Annotated in this window: 19 protein-coding genes; all 19 read left to right on the top strand. The window is 40.5% G+C overall.

Annotated features, from left to right (window positions below; all coding sequences use genetic code 11):
- Positions 1 to 158: 158 nt before the first annotated feature.
- The 19 genes from ACIQXR_RS13805 to ACIQXR_RS13715 all read left to right on the top strand — a co-directional run bounded on the left by ACIQXR_RS13805 (position 159) and on the right by ACIQXR_RS13715 (position 18,964).
- Complete coding sequence (locus tag ACIQXR_RS13805) at positions 159 to 1,358, top strand: acyl-CoA dehydrogenase family protein (RefSeq protein ID WP_402872375.1); 1,200 nt, start codon at positions 159 to 161, stop codon at positions 1,356 to 1,358.
- A gap of 88 nt (positions 1,359 to 1,446) precedes the next feature.
- Positions 1,447 to 2,397 carry a VOC family protein gene (locus tag ACIQXR_RS13800; protein WP_402872378.1) on the top strand — a complete coding sequence of 317 codons (951 nt, stop codon included), beginning with the start codon at positions 1,447 to 1,449 and terminating at the stop codon, positions 2,395 to 2,397.
- Between the two features lie 20 nt (positions 2,398 to 2,417).
- Complete coding sequence (locus tag ACIQXR_RS13795) at positions 2,418 to 3,269, top strand: alpha/beta fold hydrolase (RefSeq protein WP_402873160.1); 852 nt, start codon at positions 2,418 to 2,420, stop codon at positions 3,267 to 3,269.
- A gap of 49 nt (positions 3,270 to 3,318) precedes the next feature.
- On the top strand, positions 3,319 to 4,812 hold the full coding sequence (gene tcuA, locus ACIQXR_RS13790) for an FAD-dependent tricarballylate dehydrogenase TcuA (RefSeq protein ID WP_402872381.1): 1,494 nt from the start codon (positions 3,319 to 3,321) through the stop codon (positions 4,810 to 4,812).
- A gap of 11 nt (positions 4,813 to 4,823) precedes the next feature.
- Positions 4,824 to 5,681 carry an alpha/beta fold hydrolase gene (locus ACIQXR_RS13785; protein ID WP_402872384.1) on the top strand — a complete coding sequence of 286 codons (858 nt, stop codon included), beginning with the start codon at positions 4,824 to 4,826 and terminating at the stop codon, positions 5,679 to 5,681.
- 22 nt (positions 5,682 to 5,703) lie between these two features.
- Positions 5,704 to 6,912 carry an acyl-CoA dehydrogenase family protein gene (locus ACIQXR_RS13780; RefSeq protein WP_402872387.1) on the top strand — a complete coding sequence of 403 codons (1,209 nt, stop codon included), beginning with the start codon at positions 5,704 to 5,706 and terminating at the stop codon, positions 6,910 to 6,912.
- A 21-nt stretch (positions 6,913 to 6,933) separates the two neighbouring features.
- Positions 6,934 to 7,887: a VOC family protein gene (locus ACIQXR_RS13775; RefSeq protein WP_402872389.1), complete on the top strand. Its 954-nt coding sequence runs from the start codon at positions 6,934 to 6,936 to the stop codon at positions 7,885 to 7,887.
- Positions 7,888 to 7,902: 15 nt separating this feature from the next.
- Positions 7,903 to 8,370: a flavin reductase family protein gene (locus tag ACIQXR_RS13770; protein ID WP_402872394.1), complete on the top strand. Its 468-nt coding sequence runs from the start codon at positions 7,903 to 7,905 to the stop codon at positions 8,368 to 8,370.
- A 9-nt stretch (positions 8,371 to 8,379) separates the two neighbouring features.
- Positions 8,380 to 9,150, top strand: a complete 771-nt coding sequence (locus ACIQXR_RS13765) for a 2-keto-4-pentenoate hydratase (protein ID WP_402872397.1) — start codon at positions 8,380 to 8,382, stop codon at positions 9,148 to 9,150.
- Positions 9,151 to 9,159: 9 nt separating this feature from the next.
- On the top strand, positions 9,160 to 10,047 hold the full coding sequence (locus ACIQXR_RS13760) for an acetaldehyde dehydrogenase (acetylating) (RefSeq protein WP_402872402.1): 888 nt from the start codon (positions 9,160 to 9,162) through the stop codon (positions 10,045 to 10,047).
- Positions 10,044 to 11,045 carry a 4-hydroxy-2-oxovalerate aldolase gene (gene dmpG / locus ACIQXR_RS13755; RefSeq protein WP_402872405.1) on the top strand — a complete coding sequence of 334 codons (1,002 nt, stop codon included), beginning with the start codon at positions 10,044 to 10,046 and terminating at the stop codon, positions 11,043 to 11,045. Before ACIQXR_RS13760 ends, dmpG begins: the two co-directional genes overlap by 4 nt.
- 166 nt (positions 11,046 to 11,211) lie before the next feature.
- Positions 11,212 to 12,177, top strand: a complete 966-nt coding sequence (locus tag ACIQXR_RS13750; protein WP_402872408.1) for an SMP-30/gluconolactonase/LRE family protein — start codon at positions 11,212 to 11,214, stop codon at positions 12,175 to 12,177.
- 115 nt (positions 12,178 to 12,292) lie between these two features.
- Positions 12,293 to 13,243, top strand: a complete 951-nt coding sequence (locus tag ACIQXR_RS13745) for a VOC family protein (RefSeq protein WP_402872411.1) — start codon at positions 12,293 to 12,295, stop codon at positions 13,241 to 13,243.
- 23 nt (positions 13,244 to 13,266) lie between these two features.
- Positions 13,267 to 14,049, top strand: coding sequence for an FAD synthase (locus ACIQXR_RS13740; protein ID WP_402873163.1), 783 nt, complete (start codon positions 13,267 to 13,269; stop codon positions 14,047 to 14,049).
- Positions 14,050 to 14,061: 12 nt separating this feature from the next.
- Positions 14,062 to 14,931, top strand: a complete 870-nt coding sequence (locus ACIQXR_RS13735; protein ID WP_402872414.1) for an isocitrate lyase/PEP mutase family protein — start codon at positions 14,062 to 14,064, stop codon at positions 14,929 to 14,931.
- Between the two features lie 17 nt (positions 14,932 to 14,948).
- Positions 14,949 to 16,361 (top strand): FAD-dependent oxidoreductase, encoded by a 1,413-nt coding sequence (locus tag ACIQXR_RS13730; protein ID WP_402872417.1) that lies wholly within the window; start codon positions 14,949 to 14,951, stop codon positions 16,359 to 16,361.
- An 18-nt stretch (positions 16,362 to 16,379) separates the two neighbouring features.
- A complete protein-coding gene (locus ACIQXR_RS13725) occupies positions 16,380 to 17,114 on the top strand; it encodes an SDR family NAD(P)-dependent oxidoreductase (RefSeq protein WP_402872420.1) in 735 nt (244 codons plus the stop codon).
- Between the two features lie 19 nt (positions 17,115 to 17,133).
- Positions 17,134 to 17,580 carry a GlcG/HbpS family heme-binding protein gene (locus tag ACIQXR_RS13720; RefSeq protein WP_402872423.1) on the top strand — a complete coding sequence of 149 codons (447 nt, stop codon included), beginning with the start codon at positions 17,134 to 17,136 and terminating at the stop codon, positions 17,578 to 17,580.
- A gap of 4 nt (positions 17,581 to 17,584) precedes the next feature.
- Positions 17,585 to 18,964 (top strand): FAD-dependent oxidoreductase, encoded by a 1,380-nt coding sequence (locus ACIQXR_RS13715; RefSeq protein ID WP_402872426.1) that lies wholly within the window; start codon positions 17,585 to 17,587, stop codon positions 18,962 to 18,964.
- The last annotated feature ends 104 nt before the right edge of the window (positions 18,965 to 19,068 follow it).

Genomic DNA, 19,068 nt, shown 5'->3' with positions numbered 1-19,068 from the left:
CCAGATGATTGGGTTAATAACTTTCTAGGAGAAATGCAAATAAATAAAATTAAGCAGTTTTTATTAGAATTCATCATGAAAATTCAAGACATTTCACTAAAGTTTAATAGCTAGCAGTTTGATATATTAAATATTAATTAAGCAAAGGAGTTGGATATATGACAATCACCTTGAATGAAAAAGAATTAGAAACGATTCATAATGCTAAGCAAATAGCTAACGATATTCGCGATCGAGTAAAGGAAACTGAAACTCTCCGTCGCATTCCAAACTCTACAATCCAACAATTAAAAGATCATGGCATTTTCAAGATGCTGCGTCCAGCCAGGTATGGTGGGTTAGAAGTTAATATCCAAACTTATAGCCAAGTTATTTTAGAAATATCAAAAGCATGCGCTTCTTCAGGTTGGGTTGCTTCTTTATGTGCGATTCGTGAAATGATGGTTGCTGAATCCTTCAGTGAAAAAACACATCTGGAAATTTTCAGTGGGGATCCGGATGACGTGTTGTTTGCAGGAGTGTATGAGCCCCGTTCATGTACTGTTAAGAAAGTTGAAGGCGGTTACATAGTGGAAGAAGGGCATTGGATGTTCTGTTCGGGCTCACTGCATGCTACTTGGGGTTACTTCGGCATGTATTTAAAAGATGATCTCGGAAATATTCAAGAGCAACTTTTGATGACATTGCCATTTGAAGAGTTAGAAGTGGAAGATGATTGGTTCACTCTTGGATTACGTGGTACGGGCAGTAACGCGGTTCACATGAAGAATGTATTCATACCGGAACATCGGTGTACGTCTTTTGTCAATGTATTGGATGGACATTTCCAATCGGAACATCTGCGAGATAATCCACTATATAGTTCGGCATTATTCCCTTGTCTCATATTATCTTTAGCATTACCGGGATTAGGTGTGATGCAAGAAATGCTACGTTTGTTCCATCAAAGTTTACCTTATCGAACCGCGCAACATATGGGCGTCAAAATGATTAAGGATGCAGCAAGTACTCATAGCATCCTTGCCGAAGCAACATTAAAGGTAGAAACTGCCGAAATCTATTTAATGAATATAGCAAAGAGCATTGATGAATGGGCGAATAAGCTAACAATCATGCCAAAATCAGAACGTCTAAAGATACTTGCCGATATCGGTTATAGTAATCGTCTATTGAACGAAGCGATGCAAGAACTTTTATCCATCGGTGGATCAGGGTTTGTATATGATGGCAATCCGATGCAACGTTTAATTCGCGATTTCATTACTTTGCATTCACATCGTTCATTGTCGCCAGTTATCACTCTTGAGAATTTTGGTCGTCACTTATCAGGATTAGAACCAAATCAAGTCCGCTATTAAATTTATCTTTTGAAAAATAGAGGAGACGATATAGGGTAGTGAATGGTTTTCATTTTTCTAACATGAAAACCGTAAGGAGGGTTTAGGTGTGAAACCACAAATTGCAAAGTTAGGTTATGTAGCTTTAGAGTCTTCAGACATCGAAAAGTCGGTTACCTTTTTCCAAGATGTTATTGGACTAGAGTTAACAGAAAAAGTACAAGATACGTATTATTTTAGAGCTTGGGGCGATTTTCAACATCATACTCTATCTATTTCACCAGGTGAGATGGGAAAAGTGACATACATCGCTTTACGCACAAAAAGTTCAGAAGATTTGTACTTATTTAAAGAACAACTAGAAACGAAAGGTTATAGCATAGAGCATGTAGCAGCGGGAACGACACCAGGAATTGGAGATGCCTTTCAATTTGTTGCCCCATCAGGTCACAGGCTAGAGCTATATTACGATGTTGAAAAAGGAGAAGTGGACGATCATCGGCGATCTGTCTTGAAAAATCAAACATATAAGTCTTGGGCAAAGGGAGCTTCTCCTCGTCGTCTTGATCACGTGAATATCCATACATGTGCCCCAGGAAATAGCGCTTTCGATTTCTTTGTAGAAGAATTGGGCTTCCGTATCAATGAGTGCATTGAAACAGTAGAAGGCAAGCTGTTAGCTGGATGGATGAGCGTGACACCTCTAGTACATGACGTTGCACTTGTAGCACATAATTCATTGGAAACGAAAGCCCGCTTCCATCATATCTCTTATTGGTTAGATAGTTCAGGAGATTTGATGAGAGCGGCAGATATATTGAAAGAAAATGGACTTCAATTCATTGGTCCTGGAAAACACAGTGTTTCACAAGCTATTTATTTATATGTCATTGACCCTGGAAGTGGATGTCGGGTGGAGCTATTTACTGGAGGCTACCTGATCTTCGAACCAGACTGGGAAACGGTTGTTTGGCGACCTGAGGAAAGGGCATTTGGTAACACGTATTGGGGTGACAGTATTACGGGAAATGCACTTATAGTACCAACGATAGAAGCTTAAAGGAGGAATGAAGTGTGAAAATGACAAGGGAAGAGAAATTAATTACTTCGAAGCACATTAATACAGGGGAATATACGACTTGGATGAATGAAACGGGCAAAAAAAATGATGAAACGATCCTTTTTTTACACGGTTCAGGTCCAGGCGTAACATCCATTGCGAATTGGAGCTATGCTTTAGCCGATTGTGCAGATACATTCCACTGTTTGGCACCAGATTTATATGGGTTTGCCAAAAGCGACCATCCAGCAGAGCCATTGAAGAATCGTCAAGCTTGGATGGACTGCTGGATCGAACAAGTGATGGAAATTCTCGATTACTATGAATTAGAAAAAGTTCATCTAGTCGGGAATTCACTTGGTTGTTCTATTGCGCTAGAGCTATTGTTAGAATACCCTGAGCGATTTGACCGCATTGTTTTAATGGGACCCGGTGGTACACCTAATACCAAATTAAGCCTAGAATTAGCCCGTGCTAAGTCATTTTACGATAGCCCTTCCAAAAAAAGATTACAGCAAATCATGGGGTGGTTTGTATACGATAAAGAAAAGATGCAGCCAGTTATAGATGGCTTGACAGATGATCGGTTTGAAAATGCGATGCGTGAAGAGGTACGTCGTTCTAACAATTCCATTTTTTCAACGGCAGCTGTACCGATTCCAACAGTGGCGCTAGGTCGCATTAAAAATCCCATTCTTCTTGTTCATGGTAGAGATGACAAAGTGTGTTCGATTGAATCTAGCTATTATTTAATGGACTATCTTGATGATGCGCAATTACATGTTTTCAGTCAATGTGGACACTGGACGCAAATCGAAAAGAAAGAACAATTCAATCATCTAATACAAGAATTCTTTAATAGGCATTTATAACCTCTTATTAAAAGGCTTATAAAATAGGTAGATTATAGGAGTGAAAAGAATGTCGGAAATAACGGATATCGTGGTCATTGGAGCGGGAAATGCTGCATTATGTGCTGCCATTGCAGCAGCTGAAGAAGGCGTGACTGTCACGATTTTAGAAATATCATCCGCGGAAGAAAAAGGCGGTAACACAGCCTATACACATGGCTCCATTCGATTCGCCTATGAAAATGGTGAACAAGTCCGCACTCTATTACCGGACATGACGGATGAGGAGTTTAATACAATTGACTTTGGTACTTATACGAAAGAGCAATTTTTTGATGACCTTGCCGTGATGTCGAACTATCGAACGGATTATGATTTGGCTTCGATCATGACAAAAATGAGTTATGATACCGTTCGTTGGCTCACTGAACATCATGTTAACTGGATTCCAATCTACGGTCGGCAGGCTTATAAAATGGAAAATAAGTTTAATTTTTGGGGAGGAATGGTCATTGAGGCCGTTGGTGGAGGTAAAGGATTGGTCGATGCTCTCCACCGAGAAGCATTACGACTGGGTGTGAAAATTCACTATGATACAGCAGCAATCGACCTCGTAACCGCAAACCGCACAATTGAAGGAGTTATAGTGCGCAACGGTGACCAAGAACGGATAATTTCCTGTAAAGCTGTCATCTTAGCATCTGGTGGATTTCATGCCAATGTGGCGATGAGGACACAGTATTTAGGACCCGGATGGGATACGGTTCATACAAGAGGTTGTAAATATAATGTTGGTGATGGTCTACGGATGGCAATGTCACTTGGGGCGCGTACGACTGGCAATTGGTCAGGGGCACATGCAGTATGTGGAGATCGATATCTTCAAGATTATAAGGAAGGTTTTCAAAAGTTAAGTTTCCCTTTTGGCATTATGGTTAATCAACAAGGCCGGCGTTTCTTTGATGAAGGGGAAAATTTCCGTAACTATATTTATGCGAAAGTCGGTAGAGAAATTTTAAAGCAACCGGGACAAGTTGCATGGCAAATCTTTGATGCAAAGGTTAAACCTTTTATCCGAGAGGAATACAATGGTCGCCATATTACCAAAGTGACGGCCAATACATTAGAAGAATTAGCTGACAAACTGGATGGCATCAATAAAAATGGATTTTTAAAAGAAGTGGAAACTTTCAACGCTTCCGTTTCTGATGTGGCTTTCAACCCCAATGTTCTAGATGGCAAGAGTGCTGTCGGCTTGGCTGTACCAAAATCAAATTGGGCCAATACACTAGATGAAGGACCCTTTGAGGCCTATGAAGTGGCTTGCGGAATCACGTTCACCTACGGAGGGTTAAAAATCAATAAACAGGCACAAGTGATACACAATGACTTCACTGCCATTGAAGGGTTATATGCAGCCGGTGAAATCGTAGGTGGGTTGTATTATGATAACTACCCTGGTGGTGCTGGCTTGACTTCCGGTGCTGTATTTGGAAAAAGGGCTGGTGAACACGCTGGGCAATACATTCAAAAGTTAAAAAGATTGAAAATTAAAACTACTTAGGGGGTATGGATATGACAATCAAACAAAATAAAGTTAAAACAGGTGATTTTGAAACGTATTTTCATGAGGGTGGTAAGGAACATGAAGAAACGGTCATTTTCATTCATGGGTCAGGTCCAGGAGCCAATGCAAAAGCCAACTGGCAATTTGTCTTAGAAGAATATGCACAAGATTTCCATGTTATTGCACCAGACTTAATCGGATTCGGGGATACGGATCATCCGGAAGTCTATCCGGAAAATGGTGTGCAATGGATGTCGATGCGCGTTCAGCAAATTCTGGACTTGATGGATGCATTGCAAGTTAAAAAAGCCAATTTAATAGGAAATTCCCTTGGTGGCGTTGTATCCATGTACTTGAACATGCAGGCACCGGAACGCTTTGGAAAAGTCGTTCTAATGGGAGCAGGGGTCCTTTTAAAAGAGCCTACTCCAGAACTGATGAAACTTTCTAGTTTCCATCTGGACCCGACAAAAGAAAATTTAAGGAACTTATTAAGCTGGTTTGTCCATGATGTGAATCGCATGAAAGATTTTGTGGATCAGGTAGTAGATGAGCGTTTTGCAATGTTCCAGCGTCCGGAAATTCTTCGTTCATATCGAGAGAACTTCACCAAGTCTTCGTTGACAGAAATGCTTATTCCACAAACTGCACTTGAACGGATGGAGAATGAGTTTTTATTGATTCATGGTTACTACGATCGTTTCGTACCATTACAAAGTAGTCTATATGCACTTGACCATTTGCCAAATGTGGAATTGCGCGTCTTCAAAAAATGTGGACACTGGGTAATGATTGAACAACGAGAAGAATTTTTGCATGAGACGAAGCATTTCTTTACCAAAGATAAAGTTCAAGTGAAAATCTAAATGATTGAAAGGAGGAATTACGATGAGTGAAGCCATAGTGAATATAGAAAACGTCAGTGAGATGCTTATTGAAAACGCACGATCACTACGAAAGGAATTACGCGATGCTACTCTAGAAATAGATCAAACGAGTACATTATCTACGAAAATCGTTGATTCTATACGTGATAAAGGACTTTTGAAAATTCTGCGTCCGAAAATGTTCAAGGGGTATGAAACGGACATGCGCACGTACTTTGATGTTGTAACAGAAATTAGTCGTGGCAATGCTTCAGCTGGATGGTTTGTTTCGCTTAGTAATATTCGGGATTACATGATTTCGTATGCGTTTGGTCGAAAAGCACTGATGGATATTTTTGGACCTAATCAAGATAGGGATGTTGTCTTAGCTGGGAATTTCAAACCCATTCACATTGATATTGAAAAAGTAGATGGCGGCTACATGATTAAAGATGCTAAATGGCCATTTGTCTCCGGTTCACCATACGCGGATTGGTTTTACTTTGGTGCACCAATTGATGATGGCAATGGCGGCGTTGAGATGGCAATCCTGGTTATTCCAAAAGAAGATGTCACGGTTTTAGATGACTGGGACGTTGTGGGTCTTCGGGGATCTGGTAGTAACAGTGTTATTGTGAAGGATGTGTTCATTCCGGAACATCGTACGTCATTGGATCGTCTTGCGCAGCAAGGACATTATGTTATCGATGAACTTAAGGATAATCCGCTATATCGCACACCGTTTGTACCATCGTTAACGTTGTCCATCGTGGCTCCGGCTTTGGGAATCGCGCTTGGTGGCTTTGATTTGCATATGGAGCGCGTGGCAAAAGCGGGAATCGGTAATACCTTCTACAACAAAATGGATGAAGCGGCAGTGACGCATCTGCAAATTTCTGAAATTGATATGAAACTGGAATGTGCACGAATGTTACTGGAAAATGCCATTGGGAATTTAGATGGCCATTCGACAAAAGGGCAAGTTTTTACACAGAAAGAAAGTATCCGGATAAAAGCGCAGTTTGGCTATGCTAATCAATTATGTAAGGAAGCATTTGATTTGATGTTAGCTGGATCAGGATCCATATTCGCTTATAACAACAATGTATTCCAAACATTTTATCGTGATTTCATCACCATGCATTTACATGGTTTCATTACACCGTCAAGTTTATTGGAGACATATGGCCGGGTTATGTGTGATTTAGAGGCAAACACATACTTTGCATAAATTAGATAAGGGGGAAATGGTATGAGTAAAGCAGAAATTTCAAAATTGGGTCATTTTGGGTTAGTGAGTACGGATTTAGAAAAATCACTTTGGTTCTTTAAAGAAGTGGTTGGATTAGAGGAAACTGATGTAGTGAATGGCGTCCATTATCTTCGTGCATGGGGTGACTTCGAGCACCATACATTGTCGATACGTGCTGGAGAGGAAGCTTACTTAGATCACATTGCCTGGCGTACAAAGCGTCGTGAAGATGTCGATTTATTTGCTGAACAACTCGAAAATAGCGGCATAGCCATCAAATGGGTAGAAGAAGGAACCGAAAAAGGACAAGGAAAGGCATTCCGTTTCAAACTACCAAGCGGTCATACTTTTGAAATCTATTACGATATGGAAAAAACATTAGCTTCTCCAGAAACACGTTCTGTGCTAAAAAATCAAACACATAAATCTTGGAACAAAGGTGTGTCTCCGCGCAGAATTGACCATGTAAATCTATTAAGTTCATTGCCTGCGAATGAATTGGTAGACTTCATGCAAGAACACCTAGGTTTTAATCTCCGTGAATATGTAGAGGCACCAGATGGTACGTATGTAGGCGCTTGGATGAGTGTCACTCCACTGGTCCATGACATTGCCTTTAGCTTCGATCCAAACTCACCGTCAACACATGAAGTCCATCATATCGCTTACTGGTTAGATAATGCACAAGATTTATTGAGAGCGGCAGATATTTTAAAAGAAAATGGAATCTTCTTTAAAGGACCTGGAAAGCATGGTATCTCACAAGCCATGTATATATATGCGATTGATCCGGGTAGTGGTGTAAGATTGGAGATTTTTACAAACGGCTATTTAATTTTTGAACCAGACTGGGAACCAATTCGTTGGACGGTTGATGAAATGGATATCGGTTTCACATATTGGGGAGATCAAATGGATGCGAATACAGAAAATAATCCAACCATTAAAGCATAAAGGAGGGGAATCTGGATGGACGATCGTTTATTTCGAGATACAATGGGGAAATTTTCGACGGGCGTGACCGTGATCACAACAAAGCATGATGGTAAGGTGCACGGGATGACGGCAAATGCTTTCATGTCCGTATCCCTTAATCCCAAATTAGTTGTTATTTCAATTGGTGAAAATGCTCGTTGTCTTAACAAAATTCGAGAAAGTGGCCAATTTGGAGTCAATATATTAGCCGAAGATCAGCAAGAATATTCGATGATATTTGCTGGACAGAAGAAGGGTGAAATAGATATTGAATTTGATACATTGGCTGGGGTTCCGGTACTACCAGGTGCTTTAGCTCAAATTAGTTGCGAAGTAGTTTCTTCATATGTCGAAGGGGATCATACATTATTTATCGGTAAAGTGCAGGATATTCTCCTGGAAGAAAAAGAACCATTATTATTCTATTCAGGAAAATATTACTCACTGCAAACCGTCGTCTAGGGGGAAGGTATGAACATTCAATCAGCAAGCCAAGCATTACTAGATGCTGAAAAAAACAAGATACCTATTGAACCTTTTACATCCACAACTAAAATCTCGGTAGATGATGCATATCATATTCAACTGCTGCAGATCCAAAAGAAATTAGAAAATGCTAATTTAGTAGGCATGAAGATTGGTTTGACAAGTAAGGTCATGCAGGACATGTTTGGTGTTGATTCACCGGATTTTGGACATATTTTGAACAATATGGTTTTCGAGAATAATAGTGTAGTATCCGTTTCAAATTTTATCAGTCCAAAGGTAGAATTTGAAATCGCTTTCATATTAAGGGAGGATTTACAAGGCCCGAACATTACGGCGGAACATGTTTTAAAGGCAACCGAAGCGGTGGTACCGGCAATTGAAATAATCGATAGCCGAATTAGAGATTGGAAATTCCGTTTTGAGGATACGGTTGCTGATAATGGTTCATCGGCCGGTGCCATACTAGGCGATATCCATTCCCAACCAACAATGGCTGAATTAGCAAACATTAAGATTATAGCGATGAAAAATGGTTCGGTTTTTGATGAAGGAATTAGCAATGCTGTCATGGAGAACCCAGCAAAGGCCGTGGCATGGCTTGCGAACATGTTAGCAGCCTATGATATTACATTAAAAGCAGGACAATTTATTCTTTCCGGTGCAATCACTGCGGCTGTACCGTTTGAATCGGGAGATGTATTTGAAATAGATTATGGCCCATACGGCCATATGAAGGTAACTTTTTCAGACTGAGGTGACAATATGGAAAAACTAAAAGTGGGAATTATCGGTTCCGGGAATATTGGAACCGATTTAATGTATAAAATTGAACGTTGCGATGCATTAGAAATGTCGGTCATGATCGGTATCGATAAGAATTCAGAAGGCTTAAAACGAGCTAGAGATCGAGGTTATCATACGATTGAAAATGGGATAGAAGGGTTGAAAAATCAGCTGGATCTTGTTGATATCGTTTTTGACGCAACAAGCGCCTACGCACATGCGGAAAATTACGAGGTAATCAAGTCCGCGGGTAAAAAGATGATTGATTTAACACCAGCAGCAATCGGACCTTTCACAGTGCCACCCGTTAATTTAACGGAGCACTTTGATAAAGATAATGTAAACATGGTGACATGTGGTGGACAAGCTACAATTCCCATCGTACATGCTATCAATCGTGTAGTAGCTGTAGATTATGCCGAAATAGTTGCCACGGTTGCGAGCAAAAGTGCAGGCCCTGGCACACGCGCCAACATCGATGAATTTACACGTACGACTTCTCGTGCAATCGAAGTCGTAGGCGGTGCTAAAAAGGGTAAGGCCATTATCATTCTTAATCCTGCTGAGCCACCAATCATTATGCGAGATACGGTGCATGCCCTTGTTTCAGAAAAGGGAAAAGAAGAAGCAATCATTAGCTCTATTCGAGCTATGGTACAAGAAGTACAGGAATACGTGCCAGGCTATCGTTTACGTGGAGAACCTGTTTTTGAAGATCATAAGATTTCTGTATTCTTAGAGGTTGAAGGTGCAGGCGATTTCTTTCCAGCCTTCTCAGGGAATCTAGATATTATGACCGCAGCGGCCGCGCGTGTGGCTAATGAAATGGCGAAGAGTATGTTGGCTCAGGGAGGAGCGGTTTCATGAGGGATGTTCATGTGCTGGATGTATCATTACGGGATGGCAGTCATTCAATGAAACATGCTTTTACCGAGCAGCAAGTAAGAGATATTGCAAGAGGTTTGGATCAGGCAGGAGTGGAGTATTTTGAGGTAGCTCATGGAGATGGGCTTGGCGGTTCCAGTTTACAATACGGTTTTTCCTTGGTAGATGAACTGAAACTCATTGAAACGGCTGTCGATGAATGTCAGCAGGCAGAAGTAGCCGTACTTTTAATCCCAGGAATCGGTATTAAGGAAGATATAAAAGAGGCGGTTAAAGTCGGGGCAAAAATGGCCCGTATTGCAACGCATGTAACGGAAGCGAATATAGCTGCACAACATATTGCCATGAGTAAGGAATTAGGTTTAAAAACAGCAGGTTTTCTAATGATGGCGCATATGGCACAAGTCGATGTCATTGTAGAACAGGCGAAATTGTTTGAGCAATACGGTGCGGACATCATTTACGTGACCGATTCGGCAGGGCATTTGTTACCGAATCAAGTGACGGAACGCATCCAAGCCTTAAAGCAGCATGTGCACTGTGAAATTGGCTTCCATGCACATAATAACATGTCTTTAGCGATGGCGAATTCCCTAGCAGCTATTGAGGCAGGAGCTACATATATTGATGGTTCACTACGTGCGCTTGGGGCAGGTAGTGGCAATACTCAAACAGAAGCATTGATTGCTGTTTTAAATCGTCTCCATATTCAAACTGGTATTGATTTATACAAAATTATTGATACGGCAAATAATACTGTAGCGCCAATCTTGCCGAGACCACAAGAAATATCGGGTTCAAGCCTTATGATGGGCTATGCGGGAGTATATTCGAGTTTTCTACTTCACACTGAAAAAGCTGCAAGACAATTCCAGGTAGATGAACGTGATATTTTAGTAGAACTAGGAAAGCGCAAGGCAGTTGGGGGTCAGGAAGACTTGATTTATGAAGTAGCACAGCAATTGCAACACGCAAAGTAAATACCCTCTCATATCGTAAGAAAAGGAAGAGATAAATACTCTTTCTTTTTTTACAATTCACTAATGATTTTATGAACTTTATCCGTTTTCCATGCAAGTTCACCTTTGTGAAAACGAGTTAATATGTCAGAAGGGAAGACAGGGTGGAACGATATAGAAATAGTGGGTGATTAATATAAAAAAATGTGGAAACTACCGTGCGAAATTTGGAGATGGCCCGATTTGGCATGAAGGATATGGTTTAATTTGGCTGGATATTACGGCGAAGAAAATCATTACGTACAACCCGGAAACGGAACAAGAAAGTGTATATGATGCACTAGGTTGGATCAAATCTATTGTGCCATCAGCGGATGGACAGTTTATTGGCATATATAAAGATGGTTTGTATTATTTGAATTTTAAAAAAGGTAGTAAAGTCCCTTTTGTCTTACCAGATGGACTTAATGATATTCATTATTTGAATGATGGCAAGTGCGGACCGGATGGACAGATTTGGGTAGGAATGTCGGACGGTTTTTTTAAACGCTTCAAAGAATCTCCTTATACAGCATTGTCACATTACCCTTTTGAAAACTCCAAGTTATTTAGTGTTGATGCTGGTGGGAATATTTCTGTGAAACTGGAAAATATAACATTTTCGAATGGATTGGATTGGAATCGCAAGACCCATAATTTTTATCATATTGACTCTTCTAAGCATCTGATTTTCCAATATCAGCTAAAAGAAAATGGTGAAATCCAATTTGAAAAAATCATCTACTCTTTTGAAATGGATGAAGGTTTCCCTGACGGTATGGTAATCGATGCAGATGGAAACCTATGGGTAGCTTTATATAAAGGTGGTACCATAGCTGCTCGCTTAAAGACACCGACGCGAATTGTATGTATCTGTCCTAAAAAGATGGAAGTCATTCAAGAAATTGAACTGCCATTATCACACGTGACCTCTTGCACAATTGGTGGTGAAAACCTAGATACCTTGTTTGTCACGACTGCATATGAACCATTACCAGAGGACAAGGTTAAGCGGGAACCTCTTGCGGGATATTTACTGGCTATTCCGATTGAACAACGAGGAGTGGCAAACTATCAGTTTATGACCAATGAGGATAAAGCGAAAATTAGGTAGTTCTTTATGGAAAACTGATTGAATTTCAGAAAAATGATTCGTAGTTTTCAATAAAAAAAGTTTGTAAGATGGAACCAAAGCTAATCGAGTTTTCATACAGGAAGGAAGAGGAGCATTGAAACCAGAAATTGCGAAGTTAGGACATGTTGCATTAGTTACGAGCGATTTAAATAAATCACTATTCTTTTTCAAAGAAGTGATCGGCTTGGAAGAAACTGAGGAGGTAAATGGTGTTCATTATTTGCGTGCATATAGCGATTTTCAACATCACACATTAAGCCTGGAAGCTGGAGAGGAAGGCTATGTGAAACATATTGGCTGGCGTACTAAAACAGCAAATTGCGTTGAAAGCTTCAAGGGAATATTGGAAAAACACGAAGTGGCCTTTGAAGAATATCCAAAAGGGACAACGGTTGGAATAGGAGATTCAATCCGGTTTAAGATGCCGAGTGGCCATACATTTGAGCTGTATTATGATGTTGAGAAGCCGAAAGCAACAAATGGAAATGCATCGATATTAAAAAATCAGGTATATCAATCATGGCGAAAGGGTATTTCTCCTCGACGCTTCGATCATGTGAATATTCATACGTCTACAGATGTAAACGCTTCATACGAGTTTTTAATGGATGTTTTGGGCTTTAACATGCGTGAATATATGCGCGGTGATGATGGTATTTTAGCAGCTTGGTTAAGTGTAACATCCTTGGTTCATGATGTTGCTTTACTAAAGAAAGATAAATTACCAACTCCGGCTCGTTTGCATCATATTTCATATTGGTTGGATGATTCACAAGATATCTTACGAGCAGCGGATATTTTAAAAGAGAATGGACTGCAATTTATCGGACCAGGAAAGCACGGTGCAACACAAGCTATTTATCTATATGTTATAGACCCAGGAAGTGGGTGTCGTGTGGAATTGTTTTCAGGTGGTTATCAAATTTTCGAACCGGACTGGGAGCCGATTGAGTGGACATTAGAGGAACGGTCTTCCTGCAATACGTATTGGGGTGACACTGTGCAGGATAAGGAACTGAACAATCTTACTATTGAAGTTCGCTAATGTATGGAAGGTAGGCAAGAGTGATGAAAGTGATTCTTGTAAATGAACAAAATCTATCATTTTTTCAATCTAATAGTTGTTCAAGCGTAATGGCATTAGGGTTTTTTGACGGAGTTCATAAGGGGCACCAACATGTCATAACAAAGGCTAAAAAATCAGCAAAGCTAAGAGGGCTTCCTTTAGCGGTCATGAGTTTTTTTCCACATCCCAAAACCGTGTTTTCAAATCAAGAAATCGATTATTTAATGCCAATGGAGCAAAAAGTACAACAATTAAAGACACTGGGTGTAGATATTTTCTACATTGTGGAATTTACAAAGACATTTGCATCTCAAACACCGAAAACATTTGTGCAAGAATATTTAATCAACTTACAAGTGAAACACGTGGTAGCTGGTTTTGATTATACGTATGGAGCGAAGGGTGCTGGAACGATTAAAACGATTGCAGAGCACAGTGAACAACTTCTATCCGTGGATGCCGTAGAAAAGTATGAAATGTATGGTACTAAGGTAAGTTCCACTTATTTACGAGAACTTTTACGAAAAGGAAAAGTGGAAACGATGACTGCACTACTCGGAAGACCTTATCAAGTCCAGTACCATTTCCATGAGGGTTTGAAAGAGCATTATACTCTCCCTGATGAGGGTAGTTATTATGTTTCCATGTTGATTGGAAAGCGGGTTATTTCCCAAGTTGTGCATGTGTTTGATCAAAGAATACAATTCAATCAAAACTTTCATTTTGAGGAATCTACAATTATTTTTCATCAGAGTGTAGCACATGACTTACAAGTAACTAGTTAAAGGATGAAGTACATGCTTAAGACAGAAAAATTTTATCAATTATTACAGCAGCAAGAGACACTGTTATTACCAGGCGCATATGACGGTATGACAGCTCGGATATTAGAAGAAGCAGGTTTTGAAGCGATTTATGTGACAGGAGCAGGCATTGCCAATGCGCAACTTGGTTGGGCGGATGTGGGGTTAACGACGTTGACGGAAATTGCACAGGTTGTTTCTTGGATGGCCGATATCACAAAGGTCCCTTTGGTGGTAGATGCAGATACTGGATTTGGAAATTCTATTAATATGCAACGAACTATAAAAATATTAGAAAAGGCAGGGGCCGCTGCCATTCAAATTGAAGACCAGGTCATGCCAAAGAAATGTGGCCATTTTAATGGTAAAGAAGTGATTTCTCAAGAAGAAATGATAGGGAAAATACATGCAGCTCTTGATGCGCGTCAAGATGAAAAACTGGCAATCATTGCACGTACGGATGCACTGTCTGTGTTAGGTTTTGATGAAGCAATCAAACGTGCGAATGCGTACAAAGAAGCTGGTGCTCATGCCATTTTTATCGAAGCTCCACAAGAATATGAACAGATTGTAGAAATTCCAAAATTAGTAACAGGCATTCCACTTATTTTGAACTTGGTAGAAGGGGGAAAGACCCCTCTATTTTCTCAAACGGAAGTACAAGAAATGGGTTATCGCGTTATGCTTTGTGCCAATACGGTTTTACGTGGTGCCATTAAAGGAGTAAAAGATGCAGTGAACGTTTTAAAGCAAGAACAGTCACAGAAAAATATAGCACCATATATTTGCTCATGGGAGGAACGTCAAGAATTATTTAAATTACATGAGATTAATAAAATGGAAGAAAAATATTCTGAAAAGTGAGAAAGTGGTGAATGCACATGGATGAAGTAAATTATGATCTTGTTATTGTTGGTTGTGGAGCAGCTGGAACAGCAGCTGCTTTAGCCGCAGCGGAAGAGGCAAAAGCTCAAAACCAATCACTCTCTATTGCAATTTTAGAACGTGCACCGTTTGAAAAACGGGGTGGGAATACCCGTTGGACTGCTGCATATATGCGAATGGAAAACATTGATACACCGGCACCTAATTTGGTGGGCGACATGCGTGATTTTTCAGATAATTTAATTGATATTCAATATGCTGAAACATTGGAAAAAGAGGCTGGGCCAACGTTACGATGGGTTGAATCCAAGGGGGTTGAATTTGATTTCTTACCTACAATGTTTTTAACCGCTTCCCGGCCACGTTTATTACCAGTGGGGGGAGGTAAAGCGATTGTTGATACGTTAAGTTTACGCGCTCGTGCTTTAGGTGTCGAAATTATATATGAGGCTACAGCTTGGGACTTAACCCTTGATGATACAGGAGCTGTAAATGGACTACATGTACGTGTATCTGATGGCAGTAGCATCTACTTGAAAACCAATGCTGTAATTTTAGCGGCAGGTGGATTTCAAGGCAATAAAGAAATGATGGCTCAATATGTGGGGAGAGATGCACACAAAATCCCTCCGGTTTCAGAAGGTGGCTTGTTTAATAAAGGAGAAGCTATTCGAATGGCGATGCGAATTGGTGCAACAGGAAACGGTCAATTTGATTCCTTTCATGCAGAGCCGGTAGACCCTAGGAGTAAGCGTGAAGAAGCGGCTGTTATGTTATTTCCATACGCAATTTTGGTGAATCAAAATGGTGAACGCTTTACCGATGAAGGTGTATCAACAATTGATGAGCAGTACGAAGAAGTAGCACGCAAAATCTTTTATACATGCGAAAATCATGTCGCCTATATGATTACAGATCAAAAGATGTATACGATTCCTAATTACGAAGAGGCCTTACAAACTGATAGGCCACCAATTGTTGCTAGTACAATCGAAGAGTTAGCGGACAAAATCAATGTGAATCGTGAAAACCTTGTACAAACGGTAGACAATTTTAACGCTGATTGTCCAACTGGGGAATTCATTTATGACAAAGTAGATGGTTTAGCGACGACGACATTAGCTTTAAATAAATCTAATTGGTCGATTCCCATTAATGAGGGGCCTTTTATTGCGTATCCCATACATTGTTGCAATGTATTTACTAACGGTGGGCTTGCAACAGATGTCGAGGGTCGCGTGTTAACAGGTGATGCAGTGCCGATTCCTGGTTTATATGCTGTTGGTGAAACATCAGGCATATATTATGGAAAATATCCAGGCGGTACATCTGTATTGCGCTGCTTAGTATTCGGACGTCGTGCGGGTAAACATGCTGTGTCGTATATAGATAGCTATCAAACGATTTAATGAAGGAGGAGGTCTTAAATGGAACTAGAGGGAAAAGTGGCACTTATAACAGGTGCCAGTAAGGGGATTGGGAAAGAAACCGCCATTTTACTGGCTTCCTACGGAGCAAAGGTGGCCATTTGCGCCCGAGATCTGCAGGAATGTGAAAACGTGGCAGAGTTTATTCAAAACACTTATGGCACGAAAGCAATTGCCGTTTCATGCGATGTAGCGAATGAAGAGGAAGTCGAGGCGGTTGTAGAGAAGGTTAGGGAACAACTTGGGACGGTTGATATTTTAATTAATAATGCAGGAGCAATGCTTTTAAAACCTTTTACTGAAACATCTACTTATGAGTGGCAAAGGATGTTTGATGTGAATGTGCATGGTCCGTACTATTTCAGCAAACAAGTTGTAAAGGAAATGAAGCAAAAAAATGATGGAGTTATTGTGAACATTTCATCTATATGGGGTACTAAAGGTGGTCCGGATCGCAGTGCTTATATCACTTCAAAACATGCTGTAATCGGTTTTTCGAAAGCATTGGGAGAAGAATTAAAACCTTATGGCGTGCGAGTGAATGCAGTATGTCCGGGACCTGTCGACACGCAAATGACCGCAGCACTAGGCGGAAATATCAATAAGGCAGGATGGCTGCATCCCATCGATATAGCCTATGTAATCGTGGATATAGTTTTACCAAAGAGTAAGGCTATATCGGCAACTTCTGTAGAAGCATTTGGTGCTGGAATGCCAGTTGGAATTACAAAATAATGAAATGGGGGAGTTTATAATGACAGAATTGAAACAGGTTTACACACAACAAACAATTACATTGGATTTGGCTAAGGAGATACTTAAAAAGGCAGAAGAGAAAGGGAAAGAGTTAGGCATGAACTTTGCGATTTCTATCGTGGATAAAGCGGGAAATTTAAAGGCGTTTTCTGCTATGGACGGTACGCCTGTCTTGGCATTGGAAATCGCTCAAAATAAGGCATTTTCAGCAGCCGCTTATAATCGTGCGACACATGAATGGTATGATCGCTTGAAGGATGATCCACCATTAATGGCTGGATTAGTACATACAAATCGCCTTGTGGTATTTGGTGGAGGATATCCAATCCAGGTAGATGGTGAGTGCGTTGGGGGGATTGGTGTTAGCGGTGGGCATTACACGCATGATATGCAAGTGTGTGAGGCCGGGCTAAGCGTTTTGTTAGCAGCAACAAAGGAAGTATAAGGTAATGAACCAAGTAGATGTGATTATTGTCGGGGCTGGGATGGCTGGCCTATGTGCCGCACTGGAAGCTACCGAGCAAGGATTAAGCGTCGCTATCTTTGAAAAACAAGATACCATTGGGGGCAGTTCCCTTTTAAGCGGTTGTTTTATGGCCTTTGCTGGAACGGATTTTCAAAAACGTCTCGGCATCCAAGACTCAACTCCTAGTTTAATAGAAGATATGTTAACGGTTGGCCAGCATCAAAATGATGAGGCGCTAGTAAAAGCGTATGGAAAACATCAACTGGAAACATATAACTGGCTCGTAGCACATGGTATTCAGTTTCAAGATTGTCAGGCAGTGAGTGGCCATTCTAATCCAAGAGGACATACAATCATACCGGAGCAAGCAATTTACTCGCTAAGGAATAAGGCAGTGGAAAATGGAGCTATCTTGTATTTGAATAGCCCTGTAAATCGATTGATCATCAAGGAAGATTCGGTTAAAGGTGTAGTGTATGAACAGAATGGTGAGAAAAAAGAATGCTTTGCCAATTCAGGTGTGATTTTAACGACTGGTGGATTTTCTCAAAGTGAAGAGATGCTGCATTTATATGCCCCTCAATTAGATGGTACGATTCGCCTTGGAGGGACCGGGAATCAAGGAGATGGATTAAAGTTAGCAGCTTCTGTAGGTGCATGGTTAATAGATTTTCCGAATTTGAAAGGCACATATGGCTTTCATCCAAAATCGACTAATGGGGGAAAGCTCCAAGCCCATACATTCTATAAGGGTGGCATCATTGTAAATGAAGAAGGCAACCGTTTTGTGAATGAATCGATTTCTTACAAATTATTAGGCGATGCAGCATTACAACAAAAACAAAAAACCTTTCAAGTCTTTGATCAAGCAGTTATGAATGAAAGTGTAAAAAACGATGCCCTATATGATTTTGATCTTTTATATTCAGAAAATTTAATAGTGAAAGCAGATTCCTTAGAAGAGCTAGCTCTTTTACTTCAACTACCTACTGAAAGCTTAATCCAGACCGTCGCATCATATAATGAAGGGATTGCTAGAGGAAACGATGCATTTGGTAGAAAAACTTTAACTCATACATTTGGAACGCCGTTGCCAATTCAACAAGCACCATATTATGCGATGGAAACCGTTGCGGCTATGCTAGCGACATACGCAGGTGTACGGGTTAATACCAGAGCAGAAGTCATCAATCCATTTAATGAAGTGATTCCTGGTTTGTATGCGGCAGGAGAGATGGTTGGTGGATTTCATGGAGCAGGGTACATGACAGGGAGTTCTTTAGGGAAAGCAGCCATTTTTGGTAGAGTGGCAGCGAACCAAGCTATAAATAAGTTGAGGGCTGGAAAATCGTTAACAAAATAAAATGTGCGCAGTTGTTCAACATTCTTTTAAAAATATGGACGTCTGGATGAAGAGCCTCACAGGAGAATGACCGTTACTGGTTTCAGTTATATAGAGACTATTAG

Origin of the sequence: Peribacillus sp. NPDC097224, from assembly GCF_044761985.1 — a bacterium.
Lineage (GTDB): Bacteria > Bacillota > Bacilli > Bacillales > DSM-1321 > Peribacillus.
This window is presented reverse-complemented; position numbering and strand designations above follow the sequence as displayed.

Coding starts and splice junctions, on each gene's coding strand:
- ACIQXR_RS13805 (WP_402872375.1), top strand. CDS start 159: ATGACAATCACCTTGAATGAAAAAGAATTAGAAACGATTCATAATGCT.
- ACIQXR_RS13795 (WP_402873160.1), top strand. CDS start 2,418: ATGACAAGGGAAGAGAAATTAATTACTTCGAAGCACATTAATACAGGG.
- tcuA (WP_402872381.1), top strand. CDS start 3,319: ATGTCGGAAATAACGGATATCGTGGTCATTGGAGCGGGAAATGCTGCA.
- ACIQXR_RS13785 (WP_402872384.1), top strand. CDS start 4,824: ATGACAATCAAACAAAATAAAGTTAAAACAGGTGATTTTGAAACGTAT.
- ACIQXR_RS13780 (WP_402872387.1), top strand. CDS start 5,704: ATGAGTGAAGCCATAGTGAATATAGAAAACGTCAGTGAGATGCTTATT.
- ACIQXR_RS13775 (WP_402872389.1), top strand. CDS start 6,934: ATGAGTAAAGCAGAAATTTCAAAATTGGGTCATTTTGGGTTAGTGAGT.
- ACIQXR_RS13770 (WP_402872394.1), top strand. CDS start 7,903: ATGGACGATCGTTTATTTCGAGATACAATGGGGAAATTTTCGACGGGC.
- ACIQXR_RS13765 (WP_402872397.1), top strand. CDS start 8,380: ATGAACATTCAATCAGCAAGCCAAGCATTACTAGATGCTGAAAAAAAC.
- ACIQXR_RS13760 (WP_402872402.1), top strand. CDS start 9,160: ATGGAAAAACTAAAAGTGGGAATTATCGGTTCCGGGAATATTGGAACC.
- dmpG (WP_402872405.1), top strand. CDS start 10,044: ATGAGGGATGTTCATGTGCTGGATGTATCATTACGGGATGGCAGTCAT.
- ACIQXR_RS13740 (WP_402873163.1), top strand. CDS start 13,267: ATGAAAGTGATTCTTGTAAATGAACAAAATCTATCATTTTTTCAATCT.
- ACIQXR_RS13735 (WP_402872414.1), top strand. CDS start 14,062: ATGCTTAAGACAGAAAAATTTTATCAATTATTACAGCAGCAAGAGACA.
- ACIQXR_RS13730 (WP_402872417.1), top strand. CDS start 14,949: ATGGATGAAGTAAATTATGATCTTGTTATTGTTGGTTGTGGAGCAGCT.
- ACIQXR_RS13725 (WP_402872420.1), top strand. CDS start 16,380: ATGGAACTAGAGGGAAAAGTGGCACTTATAACAGGTGCCAGTAAGGGG.
- ACIQXR_RS13720 (WP_402872423.1), top strand. CDS start 17,134: ATGACAGAATTGAAACAGGTTTACACACAACAAACAATTACATTGGAT.
- ACIQXR_RS13715 (WP_402872426.1), top strand. CDS start 17,585: ATGAACCAAGTAGATGTGATTATTGTCGGGGCTGGGATGGCTGGCCTA.